General features: G+C 64.9%; 27 protein-coding genes. 17 read left to right on the top strand and 10 right to left on the bottom strand.

Annotated elements, in window-relative coordinates; genetic code table 11:
* Positions 1-58 precede the first annotated feature (58 nt).
* From dapF to RB623_RS23640, 7 genes are all read left to right on the top strand, one after another.
* Positions 59-943, top strand: a complete 885-nt coding sequence (dapF, locus tag RB623_RS23670) for a diaminopimelate epimerase (RefSeq protein WP_308059491.1) — start codon at positions 59-61, stop codon at positions 941-943.
* A complete protein-coding gene (mtaB, locus tag RB623_RS23665) occupies positions 943-2,241 on the top strand; it encodes a tRNA (N(6)-L-threonylcarbamoyladenosine(37)-C(2))-methylthiotransferase MtaB (RefSeq protein WP_308059490.1) in 1,299 nt (432 codons plus the stop codon). Before dapF ends, mtaB begins: the two co-directional genes overlap by 1 nt.
* 7 nt (positions 2,242-2,248) lie before the next feature.
* Positions 2,249-4,243 carry a signal recognition particle-docking protein FtsY gene (gene ftsY, locus RB623_RS23660; RefSeq protein ID WP_308059489.1) on the top strand — a complete coding sequence of 665 codons (1,995 nt, stop codon included), beginning with the start codon at positions 2,249-2,251 and terminating at the stop codon, positions 4,241-4,243.
* A 2-nt stretch (positions 4,244-4,245) separates the two neighbouring features.
* Positions 4,246-4,893 (top strand): septation protein A, encoded by a 648-nt coding sequence (locus tag RB623_RS23655; protein ID WP_308059488.1) that lies wholly within the window; start codon positions 4,246-4,248, stop codon positions 4,891-4,893.
* 9 nt (positions 4,894-4,902) lie between these two features.
* Positions 4,903-5,517 (top strand): pyridoxamine 5'-phosphate oxidase family protein, encoded by a 615-nt coding sequence (locus tag RB623_RS23650; RefSeq protein ID WP_308059487.1) that lies wholly within the window; start codon positions 4,903-4,905, stop codon positions 5,515-5,517.
* 19 nt (positions 5,518-5,536) lie between these two features.
* Complete coding sequence (locus RB623_RS23645; protein WP_308059486.1) at positions 5,537-6,067, top strand: NADPH-dependent FMN reductase; 531 nt, start codon at positions 5,537-5,539, stop codon at positions 6,065-6,067.
* Positions 6,068-6,222: 155 nt separating this feature from the next.
* Entirely contained in the window at positions 6,223-6,390 is a 168-nt protein-coding gene (locus tag RB623_RS23640) for a hypothetical protein (RefSeq protein WP_308059485.1), read from the top strand.
* A gap of 93 nt (positions 6,391-6,483) precedes the next feature.
* Here RB623_RS23640 and RB623_RS23635 read toward each other — a convergent pair whose 3' ends face one another.
* The 4 genes from RB623_RS23635 to ccmA all read right to left on the bottom strand — a co-directional run bounded on the left by RB623_RS23635 (position 6,484) and on the right by ccmA (position 8,673).
* Positions 6,484-7,023 (bottom strand): DsbE family thiol:disulfide interchange protein, encoded by a 540-nt coding sequence (locus RB623_RS23635; protein WP_308059564.1) that lies wholly within the window; start codon positions 7,021-7,023, stop codon positions 6,484-6,486.
* Between the two features lie 83 nt (positions 7,024-7,106).
* Complete coding sequence (gene ccmD / locus RB623_RS23630; protein ID WP_308059484.1) at positions 7,107-7,271, bottom strand: heme exporter protein CcmD; 165 nt, start codon at positions 7,269-7,271, stop codon at positions 7,107-7,109.
* Positions 7,272-7,411: 140 nt separating this feature from the next.
* Positions 7,412-8,074 (bottom strand): heme exporter protein CcmB, encoded by a 663-nt coding sequence (ccmB, locus tag RB623_RS23625; protein WP_308059483.1) that lies wholly within the window; start codon positions 8,072-8,074, stop codon positions 7,412-7,414.
* Positions 8,068-8,673, bottom strand: a complete 606-nt coding sequence (ccmA, locus tag RB623_RS23620; protein ID WP_308059481.1) for a heme ABC exporter ATP-binding protein CcmA — start codon at positions 8,671-8,673, stop codon at positions 8,068-8,070. Before ccmA ends, ccmB begins: the two co-directional genes overlap by 7 nt.
* Positions 8,674-8,957: 284 nt before the next feature.
* On the opposite strand from ccmA, the gene acnA reads away from it, so the two are divergent.
* Positions 8,958-11,648: an aconitate hydratase AcnA gene (gene acnA, locus RB623_RS23615; RefSeq protein WP_308059480.1), complete on the top strand. Its 2,691-nt coding sequence runs from the start codon at positions 8,958-8,960 to the stop codon at positions 11,646-11,648.
* A 20-nt stretch (positions 11,649-11,668) separates the two neighbouring features.
* On the opposite strand, the gene RB623_RS23610 is transcribed toward acnA, so the two are convergent.
* Positions 11,669-12,367 (bottom strand): ceramidase domain-containing protein, encoded by a 699-nt coding sequence (locus RB623_RS23610; protein WP_308059479.1) that lies wholly within the window; start codon positions 12,365-12,367, stop codon positions 11,669-11,671.
* A 113-nt stretch (positions 12,368-12,480) separates the two neighbouring features.
* On the opposite strand from RB623_RS23610, the gene RB623_RS23605 reads away from it, so the two are divergent.
* The 3 genes from RB623_RS23605 (at position 12,481) to RB623_RS23595 (ending at position 14,516) form a co-directional block, all read left to right on the top strand.
* The gene (locus RB623_RS23605; RefSeq protein ID WP_308059478.1) at positions 12,481-13,251 is read left to right on the top strand and encodes a thioredoxin family protein; all 771 of its coding nucleotides are present in this window, start codon (positions 12,481-12,483) and stop codon (positions 13,249-13,251) included.
* 459 nt (positions 13,252-13,710) lie between these two features.
* Complete coding sequence (locus RB623_RS23600) at positions 13,711-14,094, top strand: DUF2794 domain-containing protein (protein WP_308059477.1); 384 nt, start codon at positions 13,711-13,713, stop codon at positions 14,092-14,094.
* A gap of 50 nt (positions 14,095-14,144) precedes the next feature.
* The gene (locus RB623_RS23595; RefSeq protein WP_308059476.1) at positions 14,145-14,516 is read left to right on the top strand and encodes a four helix bundle protein; all 372 of its coding nucleotides are present in this window, start codon (positions 14,145-14,147) and stop codon (positions 14,514-14,516) included.
* A gap of 51 nt (positions 14,517-14,567) precedes the next feature.
* Here RB623_RS23595 and RB623_RS23590 read toward each other — a convergent pair whose 3' ends face one another.
* From RB623_RS23590 to RB623_RS23575, 4 genes are all read right to left on the bottom strand, one after another.
* Positions 14,568-15,134, bottom strand: coding sequence for an N-acetyltransferase family protein (locus RB623_RS23590; protein ID WP_308059475.1), 567 nt, complete (start codon positions 15,132-15,134; stop codon positions 14,568-14,570).
* A gap of 108 nt (positions 15,135-15,242) precedes the next feature.
* Positions 15,243-16,019, bottom strand: a complete 777-nt coding sequence (locus tag RB623_RS23585; protein WP_308059474.1) for a Bax inhibitor-1/YccA family protein — start codon at positions 16,017-16,019, stop codon at positions 15,243-15,245.
* A 329-nt stretch (positions 16,020-16,348) separates the two neighbouring features.
* On the bottom strand, positions 16,349-18,943 hold the full coding sequence (locus RB623_RS23580) for an ABC transporter permease (protein WP_374121732.1): 2,595 nt from the start codon (positions 18,941-18,943) through the stop codon (positions 16,349-16,351).
* Between the two features lie 11 nt (positions 18,944-18,954).
* The gene (locus RB623_RS23575; RefSeq protein WP_308059473.1) at positions 18,955-19,656 is read right to left on the bottom strand and encodes an ABC transporter ATP-binding protein; all 702 of its coding nucleotides are present in this window, start codon (positions 19,654-19,656) and stop codon (positions 18,955-18,957) included.
* Between the two features lie 61 nt (positions 19,657-19,717).
* Between RB623_RS23575 and RB623_RS23570 the strand changes: the two genes are divergently transcribed.
* The 6 genes from RB623_RS23570 (at position 19,718) to RB623_RS23545 (ending at position 24,191) form a co-directional block, all read left to right on the top strand.
* On the top strand, positions 19,718-20,362 hold the full coding sequence (locus RB623_RS23570; RefSeq protein ID WP_308059472.1) for an arylesterase: 645 nt from the start codon (positions 19,718-19,720) through the stop codon (positions 20,360-20,362).
* Positions 20,363-20,516: 154 nt separating this feature from the next.
* The gene (locus RB623_RS23565) at positions 20,517-20,963 is read left to right on the top strand and encodes a GNAT family N-acetyltransferase (RefSeq protein ID WP_308059471.1); all 447 of its coding nucleotides are present in this window, start codon (positions 20,517-20,519) and stop codon (positions 20,961-20,963) included.
* Positions 20,964-21,018: 55 nt separating this feature from the next.
* Positions 21,019-21,447 (top strand): YeeE/YedE family protein, encoded by a 429-nt coding sequence (locus RB623_RS23560; RefSeq protein WP_308059470.1) that lies wholly within the window; start codon positions 21,019-21,021, stop codon positions 21,445-21,447.
* A 2-nt stretch (positions 21,448-21,449) separates the two neighbouring features.
* Positions 21,450-21,884, top strand: a complete 435-nt coding sequence (locus RB623_RS23555; protein WP_308059469.1) for a DUF6691 family protein — start codon at positions 21,450-21,452, stop codon at positions 21,882-21,884.
* 8 nt (positions 21,885-21,892) lie between these two features.
* Positions 21,893-23,083, top strand: coding sequence for a VWA domain-containing protein (locus RB623_RS23550; RefSeq protein ID WP_308059468.1), 1,191 nt, complete (start codon positions 21,893-21,895; stop codon positions 23,081-23,083).
* 253 nt (positions 23,084-23,336) lie between these two features.
* Positions 23,337-24,191, top strand: a complete 855-nt coding sequence (locus RB623_RS23545) for an RNA polymerase factor sigma-32 (RefSeq protein ID WP_308059467.1) — start codon at positions 23,337-23,339, stop codon at positions 24,189-24,191.
* Between the two features lie 7 nt (positions 24,192-24,198).
* Here the strand turns inward: RB623_RS23545 and RB623_RS23540 are convergent, their stop codons facing one another.
* Positions 24,199-25,665 carry a M48 family metalloprotease gene (locus tag RB623_RS23540; RefSeq protein ID WP_308059466.1) on the bottom strand — a complete coding sequence of 489 codons (1,467 nt, stop codon included), beginning with the start codon at positions 25,663-25,665 and terminating at the stop codon, positions 24,199-24,201.
* Positions 25,666-25,735: the final 70 nt, after the last annotated feature.

Genomic DNA, 25,735 nt, shown 5'->3' with positions numbered 1-25,735 from the left:
GCGCAAGCATGGCTCGGCACACTGGTAATTCCCCCGCCTTTCCGCCATATAGCCTCGCATGAACGCGCGCGCCCCCTTCGCCAGGATGAACGGGCTCGGCAACGAGATCATCGTTGCCGACATGCGTTCGCGCGCCGACCGGGTGACGGCGGACGCGGCGATCGCGCTCAATGCCGATCCGGCGACGAAATTCGACCAGGTCATGGCGATCCACGACGCCCGCACGCCCGGCACCGACTGGTTCGTCGACATCCTGAATTCCGACGGCTCCAAGGCGCAGGCCTGCGGCAATGGCATGCGCTGCGTCGTCCAGGCGCTGGCTGCGGAAACCGGCAGGAAGGTGTTCACCTTCGAGACCGTCGCCGGCATCCTGAACGCCGAGGAACATGCGGACGGCGCCATTTCCGTCGACATGGGCAAGCCGCGCTTCGGCTGGCACGAGATCCCGCTGGCGGAAGAGTTCCGCGACACCCGCGCCATCGAACTGCAGATCGGCCCGATCGACGCGCCTATCCTGCATTCTCCGTCGGCGCTGTCGATGGGCAATCCGCACGCCGTCTTCTGGGTCGATCGCGACGTCTGGTCCTACGACCTCGAGCGTTTCGGCCCGCTGCTGGAAAACCACCCGATCTTTCCCGAGCGCGCCAACATCACCATCGCGCAGGTGACTGGGTGCGACCAACTCACCATTCGCACCTGGGAGCGCGGCGCAGGCTTGACCAGGGCCTGCGGCTCGGCCGCCTGCGCCTCCGCCGTCGCCGCGGCGCGTACCGGCAGGACGGGGCGCATCGTCTCGATCATCGCGCCGGGCGGGCCGCTCAAGATCGAATGGCGCGCCGACGACCATGTCGTGCTCACCGGCCCGGCCGAGTGGGAGTTTTCCGGATCATTCGACCCAGCCACCGGCGCCTGGTCGCGCGACAGCGAAGAAAGCGCGGCCTGATGGCGCCCCTCACCAAGGCCATCGACGTCGTCACTTTCGGCTGCCGCATGAACACCTACGAGTCCGAGGTGATGCGGCGCGAGGCGGAAGCCGCAGGCCTCGGCGAGTTGAAGGGCGGAGCCGTCATCTTCAACACCTGCGCCGTCACCGGCGAGGCCGTGCGGCAGGCGCGGCAGGCCATCCGCAAGGCCCGCCGCGACAATCCCCAAGCGCGCATCATCGTCACCGGCTGCGCCGCGCAGACCGAGCCGGACACCTTTGCCGGCATGGATGAGGTCGACCTCGTGCTCGGCAACGAGGAAAAGCTTCACCGCCACAATTATCGCGCCCTGCCGGACTTCGGCGTCAACGACTTCGAGAAGGCGCGGGTCAACGACATCTTTTCGGTGCGCGAGACGGCCGGCCACATGGTCGACGCCATCGAGGGCCGGGCGCGTGCCTTCGTGCAGGTGCAGAACGGCTGCGATCATCGCTGCACCTTCTGCATCATCCCCTACGGCCGCGGCAATTCGCGTTCGGTGCCGATGGGCGCGGTGGTCGAGCAGGTGAAGCGGCTGGTCGGCAACGGCTATGCCGAGGTGGTGCTGACCGGCGTCGACATGACCAGTTTCGGCGCAGACCTGCCCGGTGCGCCGAAGCTGGGGCGTCTGGTCAAGACCGTGCTGCGGCAGGTGCCGGACCTGAAGCGCCTGCGGCTGTCCTCCATCGATTCGATCGAGGCCGACCCCGATCTGATCGATGCGATCGCAACCGAGCGCCGGCTGATGCCGCATCTGCACCTGTCGCTGCAGGCCGGCGACGACATGATTTTGAAGCGCATGAAGCGCCGGCATCTGCGCGACGATTCCATCCGCTTCTGCGCCGAAGTCCGAAAAATCCGGCCGGACATCGTGTTCGGGGCCGACATCATCGCGGGATTTCCGACCGAAACCGAGGCGATGTTCGACAACACGCTGAAAATCATAGAGGAATGCGGCTTGACGCATCTCCACGTCTTCCCCTTCAGCCCGCGAAAAGGCACGCCTGCGGCGCGCATGCCGCAGGTCGACGGCGCGACGATCAAGATACGCGCGGCGCGGCTCAGGGCAGCAGGCGACGCCGCTTATCGACGCCATCTTGCCTCCCTCGCGGGCACCGCGCAGCGCGTGCTGGTGGAGCGGCCGGGTCTTGGCCGCACAGAGGGCTTCACGCTGGTGGCGATCGATGTGGGCGCGGCGGGCGAGATCGTCGGCGCGACAATTTCCGGACATGACGGCGAGCGGCTGATCGCCGCGCCGGCCACGGCTGAGGCGGCCTGATTTCCGCATGGCGCTGGGTTTTCTGAAAAAGGTCTTTTCGTTCGGCCGCAAGGAGGTCGAGCAGCGCCCGGCGGAGGATGAGCCGCTTGCGCCGCTCAACCTCGACGCGCTGAAGGAGCTTGCGCCGGCAGCGCCAACGTATCCCTCCCCCTTGAGGGGAGGGTCGACCAGCCTGGATCGCGACGCTGGCGGTCCGGACGTCCGCAACGAGGCTGTCGCGATCCAGGCTGGGCGGGGAGGGGTCGCCGATGAAGTGCGCGGCTCCTCGCCTCCAGCCGGGCGTGACATCGAAGAAAAAACGCCGAGCACTGCCGAGGCGACCCCCTCTGGTCCTTCGGACCATCTCCCCCTCAAGGGGGGAGAAGAGCCGGCACCAACCGAACCTAAACCTGCGGAGCCGGACGTTCCGGCGCCCGCTCCGGAGCCGATCCCGTCTCCCGCGCCGGAACCCGAGCCAAAGACACCCGCGCCGGAAGTCGAACCGGAACCTGCGCCGGAACCTGCCCCGGCTCCGCCGGAAATCCCCGAGGAGCCGGCCAAGCCCGAACCGGTCCCGCAACCCGCTCCCGAAATCCCGCACGAGCCAGCGGTTCCGGAACGGCCGGCGACGCCCGCCCCGGAAGTTCCGCCGCAACCGGCCGAACAGCCCCAGCCTGCGCCGGTAGAAATTCCTCCTTCCGTACCCGTCGAAGTTCCGGAGGCTCCTCCGGTCGAGGTTCCCGCGCCGCCGAAGCCAAGCGCGACGCTCCCCTCCCCCCTGAGGGGAGGGTCGCCCAGCCTCGATCGCGACTCGGTTGGTCCGGACGTCCGCAACGAGATCAACGCGATCGAGGCTGGGCGGGGTGGGGTCGCAGATGAAGTGCGCGACCCTCTCGTCACCGCCGTGCGCGATGTTAAAGAAGAAGCGCCGAGCACTGCCGCAACAACCCCCTCTGGCCCTTCGGGCCATCTCCCCCTCGAGGGGGGAGAGGAGCCGCGCCCGGCCGTTCCGCCAACTCCCATCGCTCCCGCGGGCAAAGTCACCGTCGCCAAATCGGTCGAACGCAAGGCGGAACCCGCGCCCTCTGCCCCCACGCCCGAACCGAAAAAGACCTGGTTCCAGCGGCTGCGCGACGGCCTGTCGCGTTCGTCGCGCGAACTGACCGGCTCGATCGCCGGCATTTTTACCAAGCGCAAGCTCGACGAGGAGACGCTGGAGGAACTGGAGGACGTGCTGATCCGCGCCGATCTCGGCATGGAGACGGCGCTCCGCGTCACCGACACGCTGGCCTCGTCGCGCTACGGTAAGGACGTCTCCGACACGGAAGTGCGCGCCATCATGGCGCAGGAGGTCGAAAAGGTGCTGACGCCGGTGGCGAAGGCGCTGGAGCTCGATCTTTCCCACAAGCCACATGTCATCCTGGTTGTCGGCGTCAACGGCACGGGCAAAACCACGACCATCGGCAAGCTCGCGGCGAAGCTCCGGCAGGGCGGGTTGTCGGTCATGCTCGCGGCCGGCGACACGTTTCGCGCCGCGGCGATCGAGCAACTGAAGATCTGGGGCGAGCGCACCGGTTCGCCCGTGGTTTCCTCGAAACTCGGCGCCGATGCCGCCGGCCTCGCCTGGGACGCCTTCGAAAAGGCAAAAGAAGCCGGCTCCGATGTGCTGATCATCGACACTGCCGGCCGCCTGCAAAACAAGGCCGAGCTGATGGCCGAGCTGGAAAAGATCGTTCGCGTGTTGGGAAAACACGATCCGGAAGCGCCGCACACCGTGTTGCAGACAGTCGACGCCACGACCGGCCAGAACGCGCTCAACCAGGTCGAGATTTTCCGCAACGTCGCCGGCGTCAACGGGCTGGTGATGACCAAGCTGGACGGCACGGCGCGCGGCGGCATCCTTGTCGCCATTGCGGCGAAGCATAGACTGCCGGTCTATTTCATCGGTGTCGGCGAGCAGGTCGACGATCTCGAACCGTTTTCCGCGAGCGATTTCGCCAAGGCGATCGCGGGGGTGGGGTAGCCATGAGCAAGCACATCCTCGAACGCGACCCAAGCGATCCGCGCAAGAAAGAAATCAACCCGCTGCTCAAGCTCGCGCTGGAGCTCGGGCCACTGGTCGTCTTCTTCTTCGCCAACACACGCGGCGAATGGCTGGCGCAGAAATTCCCGGCGCTGGCGGAACTTGGCGGGCCGATCTTCATCGCCACCGGCCTGTTCATGGTGGCAACCGCCATCGCCCTCGCCGCGTCCTGGCTGCTGACCCGCACCCTGCCGATCATGCCGCTGGTTTCCGGCGTCGTTGTCTTCATCTTCGGTGCGCTGACGCTCTATCTGCAGGACGACGTGTTCATCAAGATGAAGCCGACCATCGTCAACACGCTGTTCGGCGGCGTTCTGCTCGGCGGGCTTCTGTTCCAAAAATCGCTGCTTGGCTATGTCTTCGATTCCGCCTTCAAGCTCGACGCCGACGGCTGGCGAAAGCTCACCTTGCGCTGGGGTCTGTTCTTCCTGTTCCTGGCGATCGCCAACGAGGTGGTCTGGCGCAATTTCTCGACTGACACATGGGTGGCGTTCAAGGTCTGGGGCATCATGCCGATCACTCTGGTCTTCACGCTATCGCAGATGCCGCTGATCATGCGGCATTCGCTGGACGAGACGCCGGGCAAATAGGGGGAGCCGATGGAATTCATCACCACGCGCGAGCAGTTGCGCCAGCAGTACAAGCCGGCGCAGGAAGGGGCGCTGCGCAAGGAACTGCGCATACTCGACCCCCATTGCCGCAATTTCATTGCCAAGAGCCCGTTCGTGCTGATCGGCTCGTCTGACGGCAAGGGCAATGCCGACGTGACGCCGAAAGGCGACAAGCCCGGCTTCGTAGCCGTTCTCGACGAGATTACGCTGGCGATCCCCGACCGGCCGGGCAACAACCGGCTCGACACGCTGGAAAACATCCTGGACAACCCGGCGATCGGCCTGCTGTTCCTCATTCCCGGCATGAACGAGACGCTGCGCATCAACGGTGAGGCACGCATCACGCTGGACGCAACCCTGCGCGAGCGGCTCGCCGTCGACGGCAAGGCGCCGCAGAGCGTCATCGTGGTGAAGGCCCGCGCAGTCTACATGCACTGCGCCAAGGCATTCATGCGTTCCGACTTGTGGGCGCCGGAAAAGTGGCGGCCCCGCGCCGAAATGCCGACGCTGGGCGAGATTCTCAAGGACCAGCTTGCGCTGGCCGAGACCGCCGAGCAGACCGACCGCTGGCTGGACGACGCCTATCGCCAGTCCATGTGGTGAGCCGCAACCGGGCTCATCGGTGAAACTGCTTGGCCTTTCCGGCAGCCTTCGTGCTGTCTCCACCAACACCGCGCTCCTTCGCGCTATGCAACACGAGATGCCACTGGGCTGTAGGCTTGACCTCCATGACCAGCTAGGCGGCCTGCCGATCTACAATCCTGACAACGAAGGCGAACGCACGCCGGCGGCAGCCGCGCGTTGGAACGAGGCTGTTTGCGCCGCCGACGGCCTAGTCATCTCGTGCCCCGAATATGCACACGGCATTCCAGGCGGCCTGAAGAACGCGCTCGACTGGCTGGTGTCCGGGCCGGCCGCGGTCGGCAAGCCGGTCATGCTCGTCCATGCCTCGCACCGCTCCCTGGTTTCGCGGGAAGCATTGCGGGAGGTGCTGCGCACGATGTCCTTCCGGATATTTGCCGCACCCGAACTCGAGGTGCCGCTGCTCGGGAAGAAGCTGGCCGAATACGCGACCGTTCTCGACGACGCAAAATGGCGGCAGGCAATAGCAAACTGCCTTGCCGGCTTCGTTCAATTCATCCGGCAAGATTGAAAAGCCCGTGATTTCAGTATTTTGCGCCATGCATGACATGCATTGCTGCAATGCAGCATAGAATGTTGCAATGCACGCGCGACATGCCAATCTATGCGGCGTGAGGGAGGAACAACCCGGTCGCCGCAAGGCGGCCTAGCAAGGGATCCTCGCAAATGTTTTCCACGCTGATCAACAACACCCGTGACCGTATCGCCAAGCGTCGCCGCTACAACCAGATGGTCGACGAGATCATGGGCATGACGCATCGCGACCTCGCCGACATCAACGGCAACCGCGCCGACATGCTGCATCACGCCTACAAGGAAGTGTACGGCCGCTGAAAAGGCCCGCGACGGGCTTTCGGGGCTCGAGTCCCGCGTAACAGTCGCGTCAAACAACGGCCGTCGGTCAACCGGCGGCCGTTTGCTTTTGGCCTACTGTCCGGCGGCCAGCGCCTTCTCGATTTCCGGCAGGAGCGTCTTTTGCGCGCCCTCGGCGTCGAGTGGGCCGACATGCTTGTAAAGGATCTTGCCGTCGCGGCCGACGACGAAGGTTTCCGGCACGCCATAAACGCCCCAGTCGATCGCGGTGCGGCCCTTCTGGTCGGCGCCGACCAGCGCGAACGGATTGCCGAGGTCGCCGAGGAAACGCCGGGCGTTTTCCGGCGCGTCCTTGTAGTTCAGCCCGGCGATCTGAAACCGCTTGTCCTGCGACAGCGCCATCAATATCGGATGTTCCTGGCGGCAAGGCGCGCACCACGACGCCCAGACGTTCAGCACCGTGACCTTGCCTGCGAAGGCGGCGTTGTCCAGTCCCGGCAGGCCGAGCCCGTCGACGGGCGGCAGGTTCGTCGCCGGCGCCGGCGCTCCGATCAGCGCCGACGGCACGGTGCCGATGTCACGGCCCGAAAGCAGTTGTGAAAAGAAGATCGCGGCCAGCGCGAGAAAGATCGCCAACGGCAGTAGCGCCAGCAGTTTTCGTGGCCGTTTTTGCTCCGCCTGATCCGTCTCGGCAGGTTGGCGCGGCCCTGCGCTCGTCGTTTCCGAACGGTCGAGGCTCACGGCGCGGCCTTGTCGGAGCGCCGCCGGACGCCGCTCGCCTCCAGCGCCGCAAGCTCGCGCCGGCGCGCCCGGCCGTCGAGCAGGATCCAGCCGATCAGGCCGGCCAGCACGATCGCCGAGGCGGAGTAGGCGGCGGTCACATAAAGCGCGTGGGCGGTCACTGACGGTCCTCATTCCGAGGTGCGAGCCCGCAGGGGCGACTGAAGTTCAGGCGCAAGCCTGAGCGGACGAGCTTGGAAGGACGCACCCTAGCGGCTCGACCCAACTGCATCAATTCGCCCAAAGTGCGGCGGATTGGCCCTCAGTCCGCATGCCTCAGCGCCGCGCTGGCCGCCAGCGGCCCGACGACGGCGAGAAACAGCGTCAGCGCGCAGAGGATGAGGAAAGGTTGCAGGAACGGGGCCGGGTCGGCCACGGCGCCGTAGGTCGCCGACACACCAAAGATCAGCACGGGGATAGTGAGCGGCAGCACCAGCACCGAGATCATCAGCCCGCCGCGCGGCAGCGCCACGGAGACGGCAGCACCCGCCGCGCCGACGAAGGTGATGGCCGGCGTGCCGACCAGCAGCGTCAGCGCGGCGGCGCCGAGCCCGGCCGGCTCGACATTCATGAACAGCCCAAGCAGCGGCGAGGCGACAACCAGCGGCAGGACGCTCGCCGTCCAATGCGCCAGGCATTTCACCAATACGGTCAAAGCCAGCATGTGGCGGTCCTCGGCAAGCAGCAACAGGTCCAGCGAGCCGTCTTCGCGGTCGGCCTGGAACAGCCGGTCGAGCCCCAGCAGCGAGGCGAGCAGCGCGCCGATCCACAGGATCGCCGGGCCGATGCGGGCGAGCAGGTTGAGGTCCGGGCCGACGCCGAAGGGGATGGTCGCCACCAGCGCCAGGAAAAACACGATGCCGGTTAGCGCCCCGCCGCCGGCGCGGATGCCGAGACGCAGGTCGCGGAGGAAGAGGGCTAACATGGCTGGCCCATCCGCAGTTCCTGCGCACCCTCTAGCCCGAGCGGCAGGTGCGTGGCGGCGATCACGATGCCGCCATCGCCTCGGTGAGTGGCCATCAGCTCGGCGAATCGCGCCTCCGAAGCCGCATCCAGCCCGGCGGTCGGCTCGTCGAGCAGCCAGACGGGTCGGTAGGAGACCAGCAGCCGGGCGATAGCCGCACGGCGCTTCTGCCCGGTCGACAAGACGGAAAACGGCAGGTGGCCCAACCCGCCCAGTCCGACCTGTTCCAGCGCGTCATCCGGCGGAAGGCGCGGCGTCCCAAAATAATCGCGCCAGAAGTGAAGGTTCTCCTCGACGGTCAGCGCCGTCTTCATCGCGTTCTGGTGGCCGAGATAGTGGCAGGCGGAGGAGACTGTCGGAAATGCTTCGCCGGCTTCGATCGCCACCACCCCTGTGGCGACCGGCAGCAGCCCGGCGACAATTCTGAGCAGCGTCGATTTGCCCGACCCGTTCGGCCCGGTGACGATCAGCGCACCGCCTTCATAGAGCCCGAAGGAAACATCGGAAAACACCATTTCGCCGCCGCGTTCGCCGCCAAGATTGTCGGCGATCAGCCGCATTTTTCTTCTTTCGTCCGGAGCCTGGGCCGCCAGCATGTGCGGCGCAGCAAAAATGGCATCTGCGTGTCTAGAACTATTCCACGAATTTCTCTATATGCGGATTACCAACCCCAGCGGTCGGGGAAGGCAACCTTATATGTGCCGGACCAGCATTCGCGCCGTTCTCAACGGCCGGGCGCTCGGGAGCGGACAGCGGAAATGGCCGTACCCGCACCTTTGCGCGTGATTGCATGCCCATCGGAGTCCGTTCCCTCGAAGGCAGAACAGACTAGATGGGGTCATCCGTGTCCAAATCTCTCGACAGTTTCAATTGCCGCCGCACCCTGACCGCGGGCGGGGCGGAGTATGTCTATTACAGCCTGGTCGAAGCCGAGAAGAACGGCCTCGCCGGCGCCTCGCAGTTGCCCTATTCGATGAAGGTGCTGCTTGAAAACCTGCTGCGCAACGAGGACGGCCGCTCCGTCACCAAGGACAGCATCAAGGCGGTTGCCGCCTGGCTGAACGACAAGGGCGCCGCCGGCGTCGAGATCGCCTATCGCCCGGCCCGCGTGCTGATGCAGGATTTTACGGGCGTGCCGGCAGTCGTGGACCTTGCGGCCATGCGCGACGGCATCGCCGCGCTCGGCGGCGATCCGCAAAAGATCAATCCACTGGTGCCGGTCGACCTCGTCATCGACCATTCCGTCATCGTCGACGAGTTCGGCACGCCAATGGCTTTCGCCCGCAATGTCGAGCTCGAATATGAGCGCAACCAGGAGCGCTACAAGTTCCTGAAATGGGGCCAGCAGGCGTTCCGCAATTTCCGCGTGGTGCCGCCCGGCACCGGCATCTGCCACCAGGTCAACCTCGAATATCTTGGCCAGGTGGTGTGGACCAACAGCGAGGGCGGCGAAACCACGGCCTATCCCGACACCTGCGTCGGCACCGATTCCCACACCACCATGATCAACGGCCTCGGCGTGCTCGGCTGGGGGGTCGGCGGCATCGAGGCGGAAGCCGCGATGCTCGGTCAGCCTGTATCGATGCTGCTGCCGGAGGTCATCGGATTCCGCCTCACCGGCCGGCTCCGGGAAGGCGTCACCGCCACCGACCTGGTGCTCACCGTCACGCAGATGCTGCGCAAGAAGGGCGTGGTCGGCAAGTTCGTGGAATTCTTCGGCCCCGGCCTGTCCAACATGACGCTGGCCGACCGCGCCACGATCGGCAACATGGCGCCGGAATATGGCGCGACTTGCGGCTTCTTCCCGGTCGACGCCGAGACCATCCGCTATCTCACCATGTCCGGCCGCTCCGAGGCGCGCATCGCGCTGGTCGAGGAGTATTCCAAGGCGCAAGGCATGTGGCGCGACCGCACCTCGCCGGATCCGGTGTTCACCGACTTGCTCGAACTCGACATGGGCGATGTCGTGCCGTCGATGGCCGGGCCGAAACGTCCGGAGGGTCGCGTAGCGCTGGAAGGCATCGCCGCCGGTTTCGCCGCCGCCATGGAAAAGGACTACAAAAGGACGGTCGACACGCATAAGCGCTATGAAGTCGAGGGCGAGGATTTCGATCTCGGCCACGGGGACGTGGTGATCGCCGCCATCACCTCCTGCACCAACACCTCGAATCCGTCGGTTCTGATCGGCGCCGGGCTGCTTGCCCGCAACGCCAACCGGCTAGGGCTCAAGCAGAAGCCCTGGGTGAAGACCTCGCTGGCGCCGGGCTCGCAGGTCGTGGCGGAATATCTGGAAAAATCGGGCCTGCAGAAGGAGCTCGACCAGATCGGCTTCAACCTCGTCGGCTTCGGCTGCACCACCTGCATCGGCAATTCCGGCCCGCTGCCGGCGCCGATCTCGAAAACCATCAACGACAAGGGTCTGATCGCCGCGGCCGTGCTCTCGGGCAACCGCAATTTCGAGGGCCGCGTGTCGCCCGACGTGCAGGCGAACTACCTCGCCTCGCCGCCGCTGGTGGTCGCCCATGCGCTGGCCGGAACGGTGACCAAGGATCTCACCACCGAGCCGATCGGCGAGGACCGCGACGGGAAGCCGGTCTACCTTAAGGACATCTGGCCGACGACGGCCGAGATTAACGCCTTCATCGAGGAGAACGTGACGCGCGAACTGTTCGCGCGCAAATATGCCGACGTGTTCAAGGGCGACGAGAACTGGCAGAAGGTCAAGGTGCCGGAAGGCCAGACCTACGCCTGGGACGATTCCTCGACCTACGTGCAGAACCCGCCCTACTTTGCAGACATGAAGAAGACGTATGGCCGGGTCAGCGATATCAAGGGCGCCCGCATCCTGGGCCTGTTCGGCGACAAGATCACCACCGACCACATCTCGCCGGCCGGTTCGATCAAGGCCGCCTCGCCGGCGGGCAAGTACCTTACCGACAATGGTGTCGGCGTCGCTGACTTCAACCAGTACGGCACGCGGCGCGGCAACCATGAGGTCATGATGCGCGGCACCTTCGCCAATATCCGCATCCGCAACCACATGCTGGGCGAGAACGGGCGCGAAGGCGGCTACACGATCCACTACCCCTCGAAGGAGGAGATGCCGATTTACGACGCCGCGATGGAATATAAGGATCAGGGCGTGCCGCTGGTGATCTTCGCTGGCGTCGAATACGGCAATGGCTCGTCGCGCGACTGGGCAGCTAAGGGCACCAACCTGCTCGGTGTCAGGGCTGTCATCGCTCAGTCGTTCGAGCGCATCCACCGCTCCAACCTGGTCGGCATGGGTGTCATTCCCTTCACCTTCGAGGAGGGCACGTCCTGGGCCTCGCTTGGGCTGAAGGGCGACGAGACCGTCGAGATCGATGGGCTGGAAACTATCCGCCCGCGCCAGAAGATGGTGGCGAAGGTGACGTCGGCCGACGGTGCGGTGAAAGAAGTGCCGATCCTCTGCCGCATCGATACGGTCGACGAACTCGACTATTTCAAGAACGGCGGCATCTTGCAGTACGTGCTGCGCGACCTGGCCGCCTGACGCTTAGGTTTCGTCGAATGTCAACCCGCGGGCGCGAGATGCGCCCGCGGGTTTTCTTTTGGCGGCGCGCCATAGCGTGCGACGGCCGCCAGCAGTACGCCGAGCATCAGGCCGTTGAGCAGGTGCCAGAGGAAATGCGTGCCGAGCGGGAACGATTCGCACACCAGCGGATCGATCACCCGGCAGACGACCGAGCCGACGAAGATGCAGGCGGCGGCGATGTTGTACCAGCCGGCCGGGCTGCCCGCCCGCACGACCAATATGCCGAAGAAGATAAGCGCCAGGAACGGCGGCAGGTAACCCGTCGTGCCATTGCTGGCCTCGCGCAGCCAGGCTGGCACCAGCGCGGTGATAGCGCCGACCACCACATAGAAGCCGACAAAAATGGCGAGTGCCTTGCCCCAGGGCATGCCGACGAAGCGCCTGAGGTTGAATAGCGTGTAGGCCAGCGTGAAGCCGGCGATCGGCAGGATGTCGAACCAGATTGTGACCGCGTTGGCAAAGGTGTGAAACAGCGCCGAGCCGATGCCGATCACCACGACCCACCAGGCGAGTACCTCGGAAAACGTGCCGGCGCGGCGCCGCCGAACCGTGTAGACGCCCCAGACGCCGGCGGCGACGAAAGCCAGATTGGTCAGCGCGTTGGTCGGCTCCGACCAGAATTCAGGCCCGGTTCGCTCGCAGTAGAGGTCGACATGCGCGACGTGTGTGAAGTCCATCGGCCTGCCCGTATCTCACCGCAACGTGACTTCCCGTTGAAATATGCATCTGCCTATTGTTTGATGAAGAAAAAGATAAGCCGGTGCCACTGGCGAAAACCTCTGGAATCGCCATGAAGCGCGAAAAACTGACCAAACTGGCGGCGTTCGCGCTGGTGGTGATGGGCTTTGCCCTTGTCGGCGGGACGGCGCTTGCCGAATCACGCAAGCCGCTCGGCGTCGTCGAACTGTTCACCAGCCAGGGATGCAATTCCTGTCCGCCCGCCGATGCATTCTTCACGGAACTGGTCCGCAAGGGCGAAGTGGTGGCGCTCGCCTATCATGTCGACTACTGGGACTATCTCGGCTGGCGCGACACTTTGGCGAAGCCCGAGAATACGCAGCGTCAGCGCGACTATGGCCGCGCCTTCGGCATCCGATCCGTCTATACGCCGCAGGCCGTCATCAACGGCCGCGTCCACGTCAACGGCGCCAAGAAAGCCGCTGTGAAAGGAACGCTGGAGACGCTCGGCAATTCCGGCAAGGGCATGCTGGTCGACATCAAGGCCAAGCAGCAGGGCGAAAGCATCGTCATCCAGACAGGTTCAGGGCCGGCCCGCAGCAAGGCGCATCTTGTGCTGGTCTATTTCGACGGCGCCAATCCCGTGTCGATCGAGCGCGGCGAGAATAACGGCAGCACCATCACCTACTGGAACGCCGTCACCGAGGTGCAGACGGCCGGAATGTGGCATGGCGAGGCCGCCCGCTTCGAACTGCCCGCCAGCGAGATTGCGAAGAAAGGCGGCGCCGCGGCGCTGCTGCAGGAAGTCACCAAGGACGGTTTGCCTGGCGCGATTCTCGGCGCGACGGTGATTCGCAATCCGGAACCTCCATCGACGAAGTAGGCACCCGAGCGAAGCTCATGTTTCCGCACAGGCAAGATTTTTTGCGGCGCGGAACGTCCATAGGCAGCCCCTTGTCGGGCCCCGACACGAAAAAACCGGCGCCGTAGACCGACACCGGTTTCAGATTTGGGATCGTTACCTGGCCCATCCATGGCGGACAGCCGAGGTTGGTTCGATCCGACGCAGGCCCGTGGGCGGGGGGCTTGGGGTTACGAGCCGGTGCCGGACCGAACCGTCTCAGGCAACGGGGTTAAATTCGTCGGACAATGGGGCGTCAGCTTGGATAAAAAATGGCGAGAATGTGGCGAAACTTCACCAATCGTAACATTACGATATAATTCGTGATACAATGTGATTTTACTTCGCAAGCGGTTTTCCCCGCGATTCGACGGCCTTGCAATTTCGCCGCGAACGCGCGAGTTTTTCATGTCGTGAAACCGTCATGAAAGGCGAATCCGGATGACCGATCGCAGCGGATGGGAGGGTGGGGACGAATCCGCAATATTGATTCCGCTCCACGCGGCAAGGCGTGAGCGGTTGGACATCCCGGTATCGTTCGACAGACGCGAACTGGACCAGATTCTCAGGCTCTACGGTCGCATGGTCGCCGCCAATGAGTGGCGCGACTACGCCATCGACCATCTGCACGAGCGCGCCGTTTTCTCGGTCTACCGCCGCGCCCTTGACGTGCCGCTGTTCCAGATCGTCAAGGATCCGAGGCTGGCGCGCAAGCAGGGCATGTTTTCCGTCGTCGCCGCCACCGGCGCGGTGCTGAAGCGCGGTCACGAGCTGGCGCGGGTGCTCGGCTTCTTCGACAGCAAGCTCAGGTTGGTCGGGGCGTGAAAGTAGGGGAGTAGGGGAGTAGGGGAGTAGGGGAGTAGGGGAGTAGGCAGATGGAGGAGAAAACCGGCTCCTACAAGGATTTACTCGTCTGGAATCAAGCCATGGATCTTGCGGTGGCAGTTTACGGTGCGACCAAATCCTGGCCTAAAGAAGAAATGTATGGCCTTACCAGTCAGGTGCGGCGCGCCGCGAGTTCGATTCCCGCGAATATCGCAGAAGGTTATGGTCGCGAAATTCGTGGTTCCTACCAGCAATTTCTCCGAATCGCTCAAGGATCGTTGAAGGAGTTGGAGACACATCTGCTGATTGCTGAGCGTACAGGCGTTGCGCCAAAGGCAACAACGGACACCTTGCTCACGAGTGCTGAAAGTGTCGGAAAGCTTCTTCGGCTTCTCATCCGCAAACTTTCATCGAGTTCATAACCCTACTCCCCTACTCCCCTACTCCCCTACTCCCCTACTCCCCTACTCCCCCTATTCCCCTCCAAACCGCCGCTCCGGCCACGACTCCGCGTCCGGCCCCCGGTCCGCGCCGCCATTCATGGCAAGCTGCATGAAGACCGTATCCAGCCAACGTCCGTGCTTGTAGCCCGACCCGTCGAGCTTGCCCGAATGCCGGAATCCCAGCTTTTCGTGCAGCCGCACCGACGGGCTTTCCGGCCTGCCGTCGCCGATCACGGCGACAAGCTGGCGGAAGCCGAGCGCCTCGCAGCGCGCGATCAGTTCCTTGAGCAGCAGCGCGCCTACGCCCTGCCCTTTGGCGGCCGGCGCCATGTAGATCGAGTCCTCGACGATGAAACGATAGGCCGGGCGCGGCCGGAACGGGCCGGCATAGGCATAGCCGCAGATGCCGTCCGGCGTCTCGGCGACGATGTAGGGAAAGCCGCCGCCTTGCAGCGTCGCGAACCGGGCGTCCATCTCGGCGCGGGTCGGCGGCTCCAGTTCATAGGTAGCGGTGCCGTGGATGACAGCGTCGGCATAGATTTCAGTGATGGTATCGAGGTCCGCCTCGACGGCATCCCTCAGCACGATACTGCTCATGATCTAGGCACACTCCAAAGATGCCTACGGATAGAGCGGTCGCGCGCAAAAGAAAAGGGCGGCCACGCGGCCGCCCTTTGGTCCAGTCCGGACTGCGTATCGGCGCGACTACTCGCGATTGCCGAGGAACGACAGCAGGAAGGTGAACAGGTTGATGAAGTCGAGGTAGAGCGTCAGCGCACCCATGATCGCCTTGCGGCCGGCCACCAGCGTGTCGTCGCCTTCCCAGTACATCTCCTTGATCTTCTGCGTGTCGTAGGCGGTGAGGCCCGCGAACACCAGCACGCCGATCGCCGAGATGGCGAACTGCAGGGCCGGCGACGCCAGGAAAATGTTCACCACCATGGCGATGAGCAGGCCGATCATGCCCATGAACAGGAACGTGCCCCAGCCGGTCAGGTCGCGCTTGGTGGTGTAGCCGAACAGCGACAGCGCGCCGAAGGCGGCCGCGGTGATGAAGAAGGTCTGCGTGATGCTCTGCGCCGTGTAGACCAGGAAGATCGACGACAGCGACAGACCCATCAGCGCGGCGAAGATCCAGAACGAGGTCTGCGCGGCCGAAACGCTGAGCGTATGGACGCGGGCGCTCAGGAAGAACACCATGCCGAGCGGGGCGAGCATGACCACCCACTTCAGCGGCGAGGTGAAGAAGGTGACGCCGAACGCGGTCAGCATCTTGCCGTTGCCGAGGGTGGCGGCGGCAGCAGCCGGATCGTTGGTGGTGGTCATCATGATGATGCCGAGCGCGGCGAAGCCGGTGATCGCGAGGCCCAGCGCCATCAGGTTGTACACCTTGAGCATATAGGCGCGCAGGCCCTCGTCGATGGCTGCGTCAGCGCGGGAACCCGCCGCGACGCGCGCCTGATAGTTGCGAAGGTCAGCCATAGATTTCCTCTGTTGCTTCTGCCCCGTCGGGTGTCAGGCGTGGTCACGCCCAGGCGCCGCTGGCGGGGCTCCAGCATGCCTAGGGCAGAATATGATGCGTCTCGCGGCGAAGGACAAGAGCCGTTACCGGCTGAAACCCCGCGTGAGGCAACGATTTTCTACGATCTCATACGAATTTGATGGGGTGCCGCCTGCGGCGGCGCCAAGGGAGTAGGGGAGTAAGGGAATAGGGCAGTAGGGATGCTGATCGATCACAAAGTGCTTTTCGGTTCGGGGAGACCTGTCCATCCTACTCCCCTACTCCCCTACTCCCCTACTCCCCTACTCCCCTACAGATTCCTCAACACCGGCGCCGCCTTATGCCCCAACACCCGCCAGGTGCCGATCAGGCCGATGCCGACGGTGAGCACCAGCGCGACCGCTACGGTGCCCGCCGCCACTGCCGGCGAAAAACTCGACGGCAGGGTCATGATGCGCGCCACCACGAACCAGGCCGCCACGCCGCCGGCGGCCAGCGCGAACACCGCCGTCGCCAGCCCGATCAGCATGTATTCCAGCGAGAAGGCGGCGATCAGCGTCTTGCGTGTCGCGCCCAGCGTCTTCAGCACCACCGCATCGTGGATGCGCGCCCGGTTGCCGGCGGCGAGCGCCCCCGACAGCACCAGCACCGAGGCGATCAGCGCTACGCTTGCCGCGGCGCGGATCGCGGTGCCGAGTTGCTCGACCAGCCGGTTGACGATGTCGAGCGCATCCTTCACCCGAACGGTGGTCACCGCCGGATAGGCCCGCGTCACCTGGTTGAGGATACGCGCCTCCTCCGCGGGCGGTGCGTCGCGGGCGGTCAGAGTCGCCAGCCATGCGTGCGGCGCACCGGCAAAGGTGTTGGGCGAGAACACCATGACGAAGTTGATGCCCATCGATTCCCACTTCACCTCGCGCAGGCTGGCGATTCTTGCGGTGACGTTGCGGCCGAGCACGTTGACGGTAACCGTATCGCCGATCTTCAGGCCGATCTGCCGCGCTTCCTCTGCGGAGAAGGACACCAGCGGCTCGCCGGCATAATCTTGCGGCCACCATTCGCCTTCGGAAAGCGTGGCGTTTTCAGGCACCGTCGCGGAATAGGTGATGCCGCGGTCGCCGCGCAGCACCCAGGCCCCTTCCGGCGGCACCTTGACCTGCTGCACGTCGACGCCGTCCAGCGCCATGATGCGGCCGCGCAGCATCGGCACCCGCATCAGCTTGCCCTCGGGCGACAGCGTGCCGACCAGAGTGCTGAAGGCGTCGACGTCAGCCGCCTGGATGTCGACGAAGAAGAAGTTCGGCGCGCGCTCGGGCAGGCTTCCGGAAATCTGCCGGCGCAGATCGCCGTCGATGAGGGCCAGCGTCACCAGCAGCGTCAGGCCGAGGCCGAGCGACAGCACCACCGACGGCGTCAGCGCGCCCGGCCGATGGATGTTGCCCAGCGCCAGCCTGAGCGCGGTGGAGCGCACGCGCGGGGCGCGGCGCGCCAGTCCTTGCACGAGCAGCCCGACCGCGCGCAGCACGATGAAGGCGAACAGCGCCGCGCCGACGAAGATCGCGGCGATGCGCCGGTCCGTCGCGAACCAGACCGACAGGGCGGCCAGAAGTGCTGCGATGCCGAGCGTCGTCGCCAGATAGATCCAGCGCGGCAGCCCGCGTCCGCCGATGCCCGCCTCGCGGAACAGCGCGGTCGCCGGCACGTCACGCGCCCGTCCCAGCGGCAGGATGGCGAAGGCCAGCGTCACCAGCACGCCGAACACGGCGGCCAGCGCCAGCGCACCTGGATAGATGCCGCCTTCGGTCGGCACGGGGATCAGCGAGGAAAGTGCCGCACTCGCCGCGAACGGCATCAGCGCCGCCAGCACGAGACCCAAAGCGATGCCGATCGCCGCGATGATCATGATCTGCGCCAGATACAGCGTGAAGACGAAACCGCCGGACGCGCCGAGGCTCTTGAAGGTGGCGATCACACCGCGCTTGCCGTCGAGATAGGCGCCAACGGCGTTGGCGACGCCGACGCCGCCCACCACCAGCGCGGTCAGCCCGACCAGCGTCAGGAACTGCGAAAAGCGCTCGATATTGGAGGACAACGCCGGCGCGGCGTTGCTGCGAGTGCGGATGCTCCAGCCGGCTTCCGGGAATTTTTTCGTCGCTTCCTCGCGGATTTCCTTCAGTCGCGCATCGCTCGTCCCCGCGGGCAACCGGATCTTGTAAGCATGCTCGACAAGACTGCCCGGCTGCACCAGGCCGGACGCGCGGAGCCCCTCCATGGAAAGCAGCAGCCGCGGCGCAAAACCAAAACCGTCGGAGATGGCGTCCGGCTCGCCTGTCAGTTTTGCGCGCAGTTCGAAGGTGGCGTTGCCCAGCTTTATCCGGTCTCCCGGCTGCAAGCCGAGCCGCTCGAACAGAAGGTCGGGCGCGGCCGCACCGAACACGCCGTCCTTCTCGCCGAACAGATCCTGCCGCGACTGCGCCGGCTCCGTGACCAGCTCGCCATAGAGCGGATAGGCGCCGTCAACGGCCTTGGCCTCCACCAGCGCCTGATCGGAGCCGTCCTCCAGCCGGGCCATGGAGCGCATGTTGGCGCTGACGGCGAGCGTGCCCAGCCCGTTCAGGAAAGTGGCCTCGCTTTCGGTCGCCTCGCGCTGGTTGAGTTCGAAGCGGATATCGCCGCCGAGCAACGCCTGGCCTTCCGCCGCAACACCAGCGGTGATCGCCTGCGCCACCGAGTTGACGCCGCCGATCGCCGCCACGCCCAGCGCGATGCAGGTCAGGAAGATCAGGAAGCCGGACATGCCGCCGCGCATCTCGCGCAGCGCGAAGCGCAGGGCGAGCTTGAGATTGCGCAGCGGCATTGTCGACCGCTGGTCGCGAGCCATACCTTGCTGGACGATAGCCGCCATCGGTCCAACTCTTACGCCGACACCGCGAGCCGAGGCGCACCCGCTTCGATGCGCCCCGAGCGCATGGAAATCTGCCGCGAGCAGCGGGCGGCGAGCGACGGATCGTGGGTGACCAACACCAGCGTGGTGCCGCGCTCGGCGGCCTCGGAAAACAGCAGGTCGGCGATCTGCCTCCCGGTCGCCTGGTCGAGATTGCCAGTCGGCTCGTCGGCGATCAGGATGCGCGGCGACGGCGCCAGCGCGCGGGCGATCGCCACACGCTGCTGCTCGCCGCCGGACAGTTCGCCGGGATAATGCGTCAGCCGCTCGCTCAGGCCGACAGCCGCGAGTTCACGCGCCGCCCAGCCGAACGGATCCGCATGGCCCGCCAGCTCCAGCGGCACCGCGACGTTTTCCAGCGCCGTCATGTTGGGGATCAGGTGGAAGGACTGGAAGACGATGCCGATGGTGCGGCCGCGGAAGGCTGCGATCTCGTCCTCGCTCTTGCCGTTGAGCAGCTTTCCGGCAATGCGCACCGTGCCGCTGTCAACGCCCTCGAGGCCTGCCAGCACCATCAGCAGCGTTGATTTTCCGGAACCCGACGGGCCGACGATGCCGGCGGTCTCGCCGGCCACCACATCGAGGCTGATGTTTTTCAGCACATGCACTGAGGAGGCGCCTTCGCCCAGCGTCAACGACACGTCGCGAAGTTCGATGACGGCTTCTGCGGTCACGGAATAGCCCTATATTCGGTGGGAAATCGGCGGCACGTTTTCGTCATATGGGCTTTTGTGCATGGCTTTCAAACGTTTCATGCTTTTTGTCGCCGCGGCGATGATGGCGGCGGTGATAGGTCTTGCACCGGCATGGGCCGAGCCGCGCAAAATCGTGGGTTTCGGCGACAGTTTGATGGCCGGCTACATGCTGGATACCGGCCTCGGCTTCACCGACAGGCTGCAAGCGGCGCTGAAGGCAAAAGGTCACGATGTCGTGATCACCAATGCCGGGGTTTCCGGCGACACCTCCAGCGGCGGATTGGCGCGGCTCGACTGGTCGGTGCCGGACGGGACCGAGATCGTCATCCTCGAACTCGGCGCCAACGACATGCTGCGCGGCATAACGCCCGACATCACCCGCAAGAACCTCGATCAGATGATCATGCGATTGCAGAAGCGCGGCATCACGGTGCTGCTTGCCGGCATGCGCGCCGCGCCCAATCTCGGGGCCGACTATCAGGCCGCCTTCGATGCGATCTATCCCGATCTCGCAGCGAAATACGGCCTGGTGCTTTATCCGTTCTTTCTCGACGGCGTTGCCGGCAACAGGCAGTTGCAACTGGAAGACGGCATGCACCCCAATCCTGCCGGCGTTGACCTGATGGTCGAACGTTTCCTGCCGGCCATCAAAAAAGCCTTGGCCGCGCCGAAGGGTGCCATCTGACCGTGTCCACGCCCGCTTGCCGAAGCGAGCGTTCTTCCGCAGAGGCCGGACGTGAACGTGTAGATGGCAACGATATGATGCGGCTGCACTATCGTCGCGGCGAGCGGCAGCGCCTATAAGGTCCAGAACCTGTCCTGAAGGATCGCGAGAAAGCATGTCCCCCATCGTCGTTCGCCCTCTCCAGCAGTCGGACCATCCGGATTGGCGCCGCCTCTGGACCGCCTACCTGACCTTCTACAATACCGTCCTTCCGGAACAGGTTTATGCGTCGACCTGGCAGCGCCTTTTCGATGGCGGCGTGTTCGAGCCGAAAGGCCTTCTCGCCCTTCTGGACGGCAAGCCGGTGGGGCTGACCCACTACCTATTTCATCGCTCCTGCTGGGCCGAGGCGGACAATTGCTATTTGCAGGATCTGTTCGCCGACCCGGAGGTCCGGGGCAAGGGCGTCGGCGCTACGCTGATCCAAGCGGTGCGCCAAGCCGCCGCCGAAAAGGGCGTCACCAACGTCTACTGGATGACCCACGAAACCAATGCCACCGCGCGGCGGCTCTACGACCATGTCGCGCGCCGCACGGGGTTCATCGAGTACGACCTTTTGTAGGCCGATATGGCGGTGATGCGGACGCGACTCGCCACCTCCCACCCAGGATTGCACGATGACTGAGTTCACGCCTTTGGCGTCATTGATTGGCGGCGCTCTGATCGGCCTTTCCGCAGTGTTGCTGATGGCCATCGAGGGCCGCGTGGCCGGCGTCAGCGGCATTGCCGCGCGGCTGCTGCCGCCCTTTCGCGGTGGACTGCCACTCGCTCCCCTCGGCTTCGTCATGGGACTCGTGGCCGCGCCTTTTGCTGTAATGGCAGTGACGGGCGTGCCGATCGTTCAAACCGTTTCCTCGAATCTGCCGTTGATGGGAGCCGCCGGCTTGCTGGTCGGCTTCGGCACGGCGTTGGGGAGCGGCTGCACCAGCGGGCATGGCGTCTGCGGATTGTCGCGCCTTTCGCCGAGGTCTCTGGCGGCGGTTGTCACGTTTATGGCAACGGCATTCTTGACCGTTTTCGTCGTCCGTCACGTTGTGGGGGCCTGAAGATGTCTCTCATCGTGAATGTGTTGCTCGGGCTACTGTTCGGTATCGGCCTGGTTGTCTCCGGCATGTCGGATCCAGACAAGGTGCTGAATTTCCTTGATCTCGCGGGGACCTGGGATCCCTCGCTGGCCTTCGTGATGGGAGGCGGGGTGCTTGTCGCTTTCATCGGCTATCGCGTGGTTCTGCGCCGCGACCGGCCGCTGATGGCAGACGGTTTCAAGGTGCCGACGAAAACCGCGATCGATGGCCGCCTTCTGGGCGGCGCAGCGGTTTTCGGCATCGGCTGGGGCCTGGGCGGTTTCTGTCCCGGCCCGGCGCTGACGGCGCTCGGTCTCGGCCAGCCCGGCGCGCTGGTGTTCCTTGCCGCCATGTTCATCGGTTTCTGGATTGCGCGGCTGGTTTCCGCAGGGCGAACCGATATGGCAGCGAAGGACTGAGCCTGGCCGTGTTCCTCCCCTTCTTCCTCGAACTGAAAGCCGCGAAAGTTCCGGTCTCGCTGCGCGAGTATCTGACGCTGCTCGAAGGTATGGAAGCACACCTCGTCGATTATGACGTCGAAGGCTTTTATTACCTGGCGCGCTCGACACTGGTGAAGGACGAGCGCCACATCGACCGCTTCGACCAGGTTTTCGCGCATGTTTTCAAGGGCGTGGAGGTTCTGACGGGCGAGGCGGCGATCGATGTCGCGGAATTGCCCGAGGAATGGCTGCGGCGGCTCGCCGAAAAGCACCTCACCGATGACGAGAAGAAGCTGGTCGAGGCGCTCGGTGGCTGGGAAAAGCTGATGGAGACGCTGAAAAAGCGCCTGGAGGAGCAGACGGGCCGCCACCAGGGCGGCTCGAAATGGATCGGCACCGCCGGAACCTCGCCGTTCGGCGCCTATGGCTACAATCCCGAAGGCATACGCATCGGCCAGCACGAAAGCCGCCACCGCCGCGCCGTCAAGGTGTGGGACAAGCGCGAGTTCAAGAACTTCGACGATTCGGTCGAGCTCGGCACCCGCAACATCAAGGTGGCGCTGAAGCGCCTGCGCCGCTGGGTGCGCGAGGGCGCGGAGGAGGAGCTCGACCTGCCCGGCACCATCCACGCCACCGCCGAGCACGGCTATCTCGACGTGAAGACGCGGCCGGAACGGCGCAATGCGGTCAAGCTCCTGATGTTCTTCGACGTCGGCGGCTCCATGGACGACCACATCAGTATCGTCGAAGAGCTGTTCTCCGCGGCCCGGGCGGAGTTCCGCCAGCTCGAATATTTCTATTTCCACAACTGCCTCTACGAAGGCGTGTGGAAGGACAATCGTCGCCGCCACTCCGAAGTGATCCCGACCTTCGACGTGCTGCACCGATACGGCCACGACTACAAGGCAATCTTCGTCGGCGATGCCTCGATGAGCCCCTACGAAATCTCCCTGCCGGGCGGCTCGGTCGAGCACTGGAACCCGGAAGCCGGCGCGGTCTGGCTGCGCCGCGTCCTCGGGCAATGGCCGAACGCGGTGTGGCTGAACCCGGTGCAGCGAAAGCACTGGGCCTATACCCACTCGATCGAGCTGATCCGCGCAACCTTCGCCGACCGCATGTATCCGCTCACGCTTGCCGGTCTCGACGCGGCGACCAGGGAATTGTCGCGCCGGCATTGACCGTTCGGGGGCGAACTCGCGCTCGCTATGTCTCGTCCGGCAGGTACCGCTGTTCACGAAGTCGTGCGACGCAAAGTCCGGAACCAAGGCGGAAACCCAGCGTTTTGGGATTAGTGCGGAGCATGAAAAACTCCGGGCCGGCGCGCGCGTATTGCCTCACGCCAACGTGATTTCGTCCGGCCCGTGAACCTTCCCGATCCGCCAGTTCTAGATTTCCGGGGGCGGGGACGACCTCTTTTTCGGGACGACGGTCATGGACGACAAAGCCAGAAGGTCGATGATCAATGCGGCGATGGCCGCCCCCTATCTCGAGCGCGCCGAGGAACGCGCCCTGGCGCAGCGATGGCGCGATCATCAAGATCAGGACGCCATGCACCGCATCACCATCGCCCATATGCGGCTGGTCATCTCCATGGCCGCGCGGTTCCGCCATTTTGGTCTCTCGATGGGCGATCTGATCCAGGAGGGCCATGTCGGCCTGCTGGAAGCAGCCGCCCGCTTCGAGCCGGAGCGCGATGTGCGCTTCTCTACCTACGCGACATGGTGGATTCGCGCTTCCATGCAGGACTACATATTGCGCAACTGGTCGATCGTGCGCGGCGGCACCAGCTCCGCGCAAAAGGCCCTGTTCTTCAACCTGCGTCGCCTCAGGGCGCGGCTGGCGAGTGGCGACCGCATGCTGTCCGGGCCGGCGCTCTACAAGGAAATCTCCTCGGAACTGGGCGTGTCGGAGGCCGATGTGGCGCTGATGGACTGCCGCCTCTCCAACCCGGATTCCTCGCTGAATGCGCCAGTGGGCGACGAAGGTGCGGGATCGGCCGACCGCATGGATTTTCTCGTATCCGACGACCCGCTTCCAGACGAGATCGTGGGCGAGACCATCGATGTCGAGCGGCGCTCCGGCTGGCTGCGCAAGGCGCTGGGCGTACTCACCGAGCGGGAGCGACAGATCATCGCCAAACGCCGGCTGCAGGACGATGGCGCCACGTTGGAATCGCTCGGCGCGTCGCTTGGCATCTCCAAGGAACGCGTGCGCCAGATCGAAAGCCGCGCGCTGGAGAAGCTGCGTGTCGCGCTGGTCAGCGAGAACGCCGCTTTCCTTGCCTGAGACTGCCCTACTTGTCGGTGATGATCTTGACCTTGTCGCCGGCCGAAACCGAGGCAACCGGCGACAGCGCATTGAGCACGCGGAAGAGGTCGAGCTTGCGGTCGACACCTTCCATCTTGGCCGACAGCGTGCCGACCGTGTCGCCGGGCTTCACCGCGATCACCTTCACGTGCAGCGGCCTCAGCGCCGCCTTCTCGCCGGCGCTGAGCGCCCGGAAACTGGATCCGACCTGCCGCGCCACCACATTCATGGTCGTATTGGCCACCGGCGCGGCCGTCAGCAGGCGATAGACCTGGGCGCCGACGCGGATCACCGTGATGTCGAACTGCCAGCCTTCGGCGCGCGCGCTGGCGATCGCCGCCTCGTTGCCGTTGATCTTTTCGCTGCGAACGCTGGATGGGTCGAGCCCGGTCACCCAGCCCGAACTTATATAATCCGCCAGCGAAACCTTGCGGTCGAGCGACACGCCATCGAAACGGATCGCCATGTCGCCCGGCCCGGTTGCGGTCACCGCGGCTGCGCTGTTGTCGATCACGAAGTTCGACGGCACGGAGAAGGAAATCCCCAGTCCGGGATGAAGGAAGGTGTTGCCGCGCACATAACCTTCTTCCGGCGTGTCGCCGTAGAGCAGTCCGTCTATGCCGGCCAGGAAGGAGGTGCGGTCTGTCGCGCCGGTGCCTGGCTGTCCAAACTGGCGGGCATGCGCACGCGCCAGTTCGATGCGCTGCGGCGCGTTCGGGTGGCTGGCGAGGAAGTCGAGGCTGGGGTCGGTCGCGCCGCTGATGGAGCGGAAATTGCTGTAGTCGGCCATCGACTGCAGGAAACGCGCGGCCGCATAGGGGTCGTAGCCGGCGAGCCCGCTGGTCTTGATGCCGATGGCGTCCGCCTCAAGCTCCTGGTTGCGCGAGAACTGCGCCAGCCTGAGCTTGCCTTTGATCAGCGCCACCTTGGCGACCGGCGTCTCCCCGAGCACGTCGCTCACCACCTTGTTGGCAAGCACTTCCTCCGCCTCTTTCTGCTGGCGCGCCAGCCCGTGATTGGCGGTGACGTGGCCCATCTCGTGAGCGATGACGGCCGCAAGTTCCGCCGAATCGTTGGCGAGCGCCAGAAGGCCGCGCGTCACGTAGAGATAACCGCCCGGCAGCGCGAAGGCGTTGACGTTTGGCGAGTTGAGGATGGTGATGCGGTAGCTCTGGGTCGGATTGTCCGAGACCGTGGTCAGGCTGCCGACCACCTTGGCGACCATGCGTTCCAGCTTCGGATCGGAATATTCGCCGCCATAGGTGGCGAGGATGCGCGGATGCTGGGCCCGCGCCAGCGCGGCCATCCGGTCGTTGCGGGTAACGGTGTCGACGGTGATCGGCTTGTCGGATGGCTGGAAGTTCGATTCCGCGACGCTCGACGGAAAGCTCTCGCAGCCGGCCAGGAAGACCGCCAGAGCCAGCGCCGCCAGATGCCGGGCATTCGCACCCACAAACCAGCACGAATTGTCGCGTCTGTTCAGGACGTCCGGCAGGGTCGCTTCCTTTCGATTCGTTGGCCCG

Source organism: Mesorhizobium sp. LHD-90 (assembly GCF_030929505.1).
In the GTDB taxonomy this organism is placed as follows: Bacteria; Pseudomonadota; Alphaproteobacteria; order Rhizobiales; family Rhizobiaceae; genus Kumtagia.
Note: the sequence above shows the minus strand (reverse complement) of the source record. Positions and strands in the feature narration are given on the sequence as shown.

What these genes read in the sequence shown, in the direction of transcription:
- dapF (WP_308059491.1), top strand. Translation starts at nt 59, where the DNA reads ATGAACGCGCGCGCCCCCTTCGCCAGGATGAACGGGCTCGGCAACGAG.
- mtaB (WP_308059490.1), top strand. Translation starts at nt 943, where the DNA reads ATGGCGCCCCTCACCAAGGCCATCGACGTCGTCACTTTCGGCTGCCGC.
- ftsY (WP_308059489.1), top strand. Translation starts at nt 2,249, where the DNA reads ATGGCGCTGGGTTTTCTGAAAAAGGTCTTTTCGTTCGGCCGCAAGGAG.
- RB623_RS23655 (WP_308059488.1), top strand. Translation starts at nt 4,246, where the DNA reads ATGAGCAAGCACATCCTCGAACGCGACCCAAGCGATCCGCGCAAGAAA.
- RB623_RS23650 (WP_308059487.1), top strand. Translation starts at nt 4,903, where the DNA reads ATGGAATTCATCACCACGCGCGAGCAGTTGCGCCAGCAGTACAAGCCG.
- RB623_RS23640 (WP_308059485.1), top strand. Translation starts at nt 6,223, where the DNA reads ATGTTTTCCACGCTGATCAACAACACCCGTGACCGTATCGCCAAGCGT.
- ccmB (WP_308059483.1), bottom strand. Translation starts at nt 8,074, where the DNA reads ATGTTAGCCCTCTTCCTCCGCGACCTGCGTCTCGGCATCCGCGCCGGC.
- ccmA (WP_308059481.1), bottom strand. Translation starts at nt 8,673, where the DNA reads ATGCGGCTGATCGCCGACAATCTTGGCGGCGAACGCGGCGGCGAAATG.
- RB623_RS23610 (WP_308059479.1), bottom strand. Translation starts at nt 12,367, where the DNA reads ATGGACTTCACACACGTCGCGCATGTCGACCTCTACTGCGAGCGAACC.
- RB623_RS23605 (WP_308059478.1), top strand. Translation starts at nt 12,481, where the DNA reads ATGAAGCGCGAAAAACTGACCAAACTGGCGGCGTTCGCGCTGGTGGTG.
- RB623_RS23600 (WP_308059477.1), top strand. Translation starts at nt 13,711, where the DNA reads ATGACCGATCGCAGCGGATGGGAGGGTGGGGACGAATCCGCAATATTG.
- RB623_RS23595 (WP_308059476.1), top strand. Translation starts at nt 14,145, where the DNA reads ATGGAGGAGAAAACCGGCTCCTACAAGGATTTACTCGTCTGGAATCAA.
- RB623_RS23590 (WP_308059475.1), bottom strand. Translation starts at nt 15,134, where the DNA reads ATGAGCAGTATCGTGCTGAGGGATGCCGTCGAGGCGGACCTCGATACC.
- RB623_RS23585 (WP_308059474.1), bottom strand. Translation starts at nt 16,019, where the DNA reads ATGGCTGACCTTCGCAACTATCAGGCGCGCGTCGCGGCGGGTTCCCGC.
- RB623_RS23580 (WP_374121732.1), bottom strand. Translation starts at nt 18,943, where the DNA reads ATGGCGGCTATCGTCCAGCAAGGTATGGCTCGCGACCAGCGGTCGACA.
- RB623_RS23570 (WP_308059472.1), top strand. Translation starts at nt 19,718, where the DNA reads ATGGCTTTCAAACGTTTCATGCTTTTTGTCGCCGCGGCGATGATGGCG.
- RB623_RS23565 (WP_308059471.1), top strand. Translation starts at nt 20,517, where the DNA reads ATGTCCCCCATCGTCGTTCGCCCTCTCCAGCAGTCGGACCATCCGGAT.
- RB623_RS23560 (WP_308059470.1), top strand. Translation starts at nt 21,019, where the DNA reads ATGACTGAGTTCACGCCTTTGGCGTCATTGATTGGCGGCGCTCTGATC.
- RB623_RS23555 (WP_308059469.1), top strand. Translation starts at nt 21,450, where the DNA reads ATGTCTCTCATCGTGAATGTGTTGCTCGGGCTACTGTTCGGTATCGGC.
- RB623_RS23545 (WP_308059467.1), top strand. Translation starts at nt 23,337, where the DNA reads ATGGACGACAAAGCCAGAAGGTCGATGATCAATGCGGCGATGGCCGCC.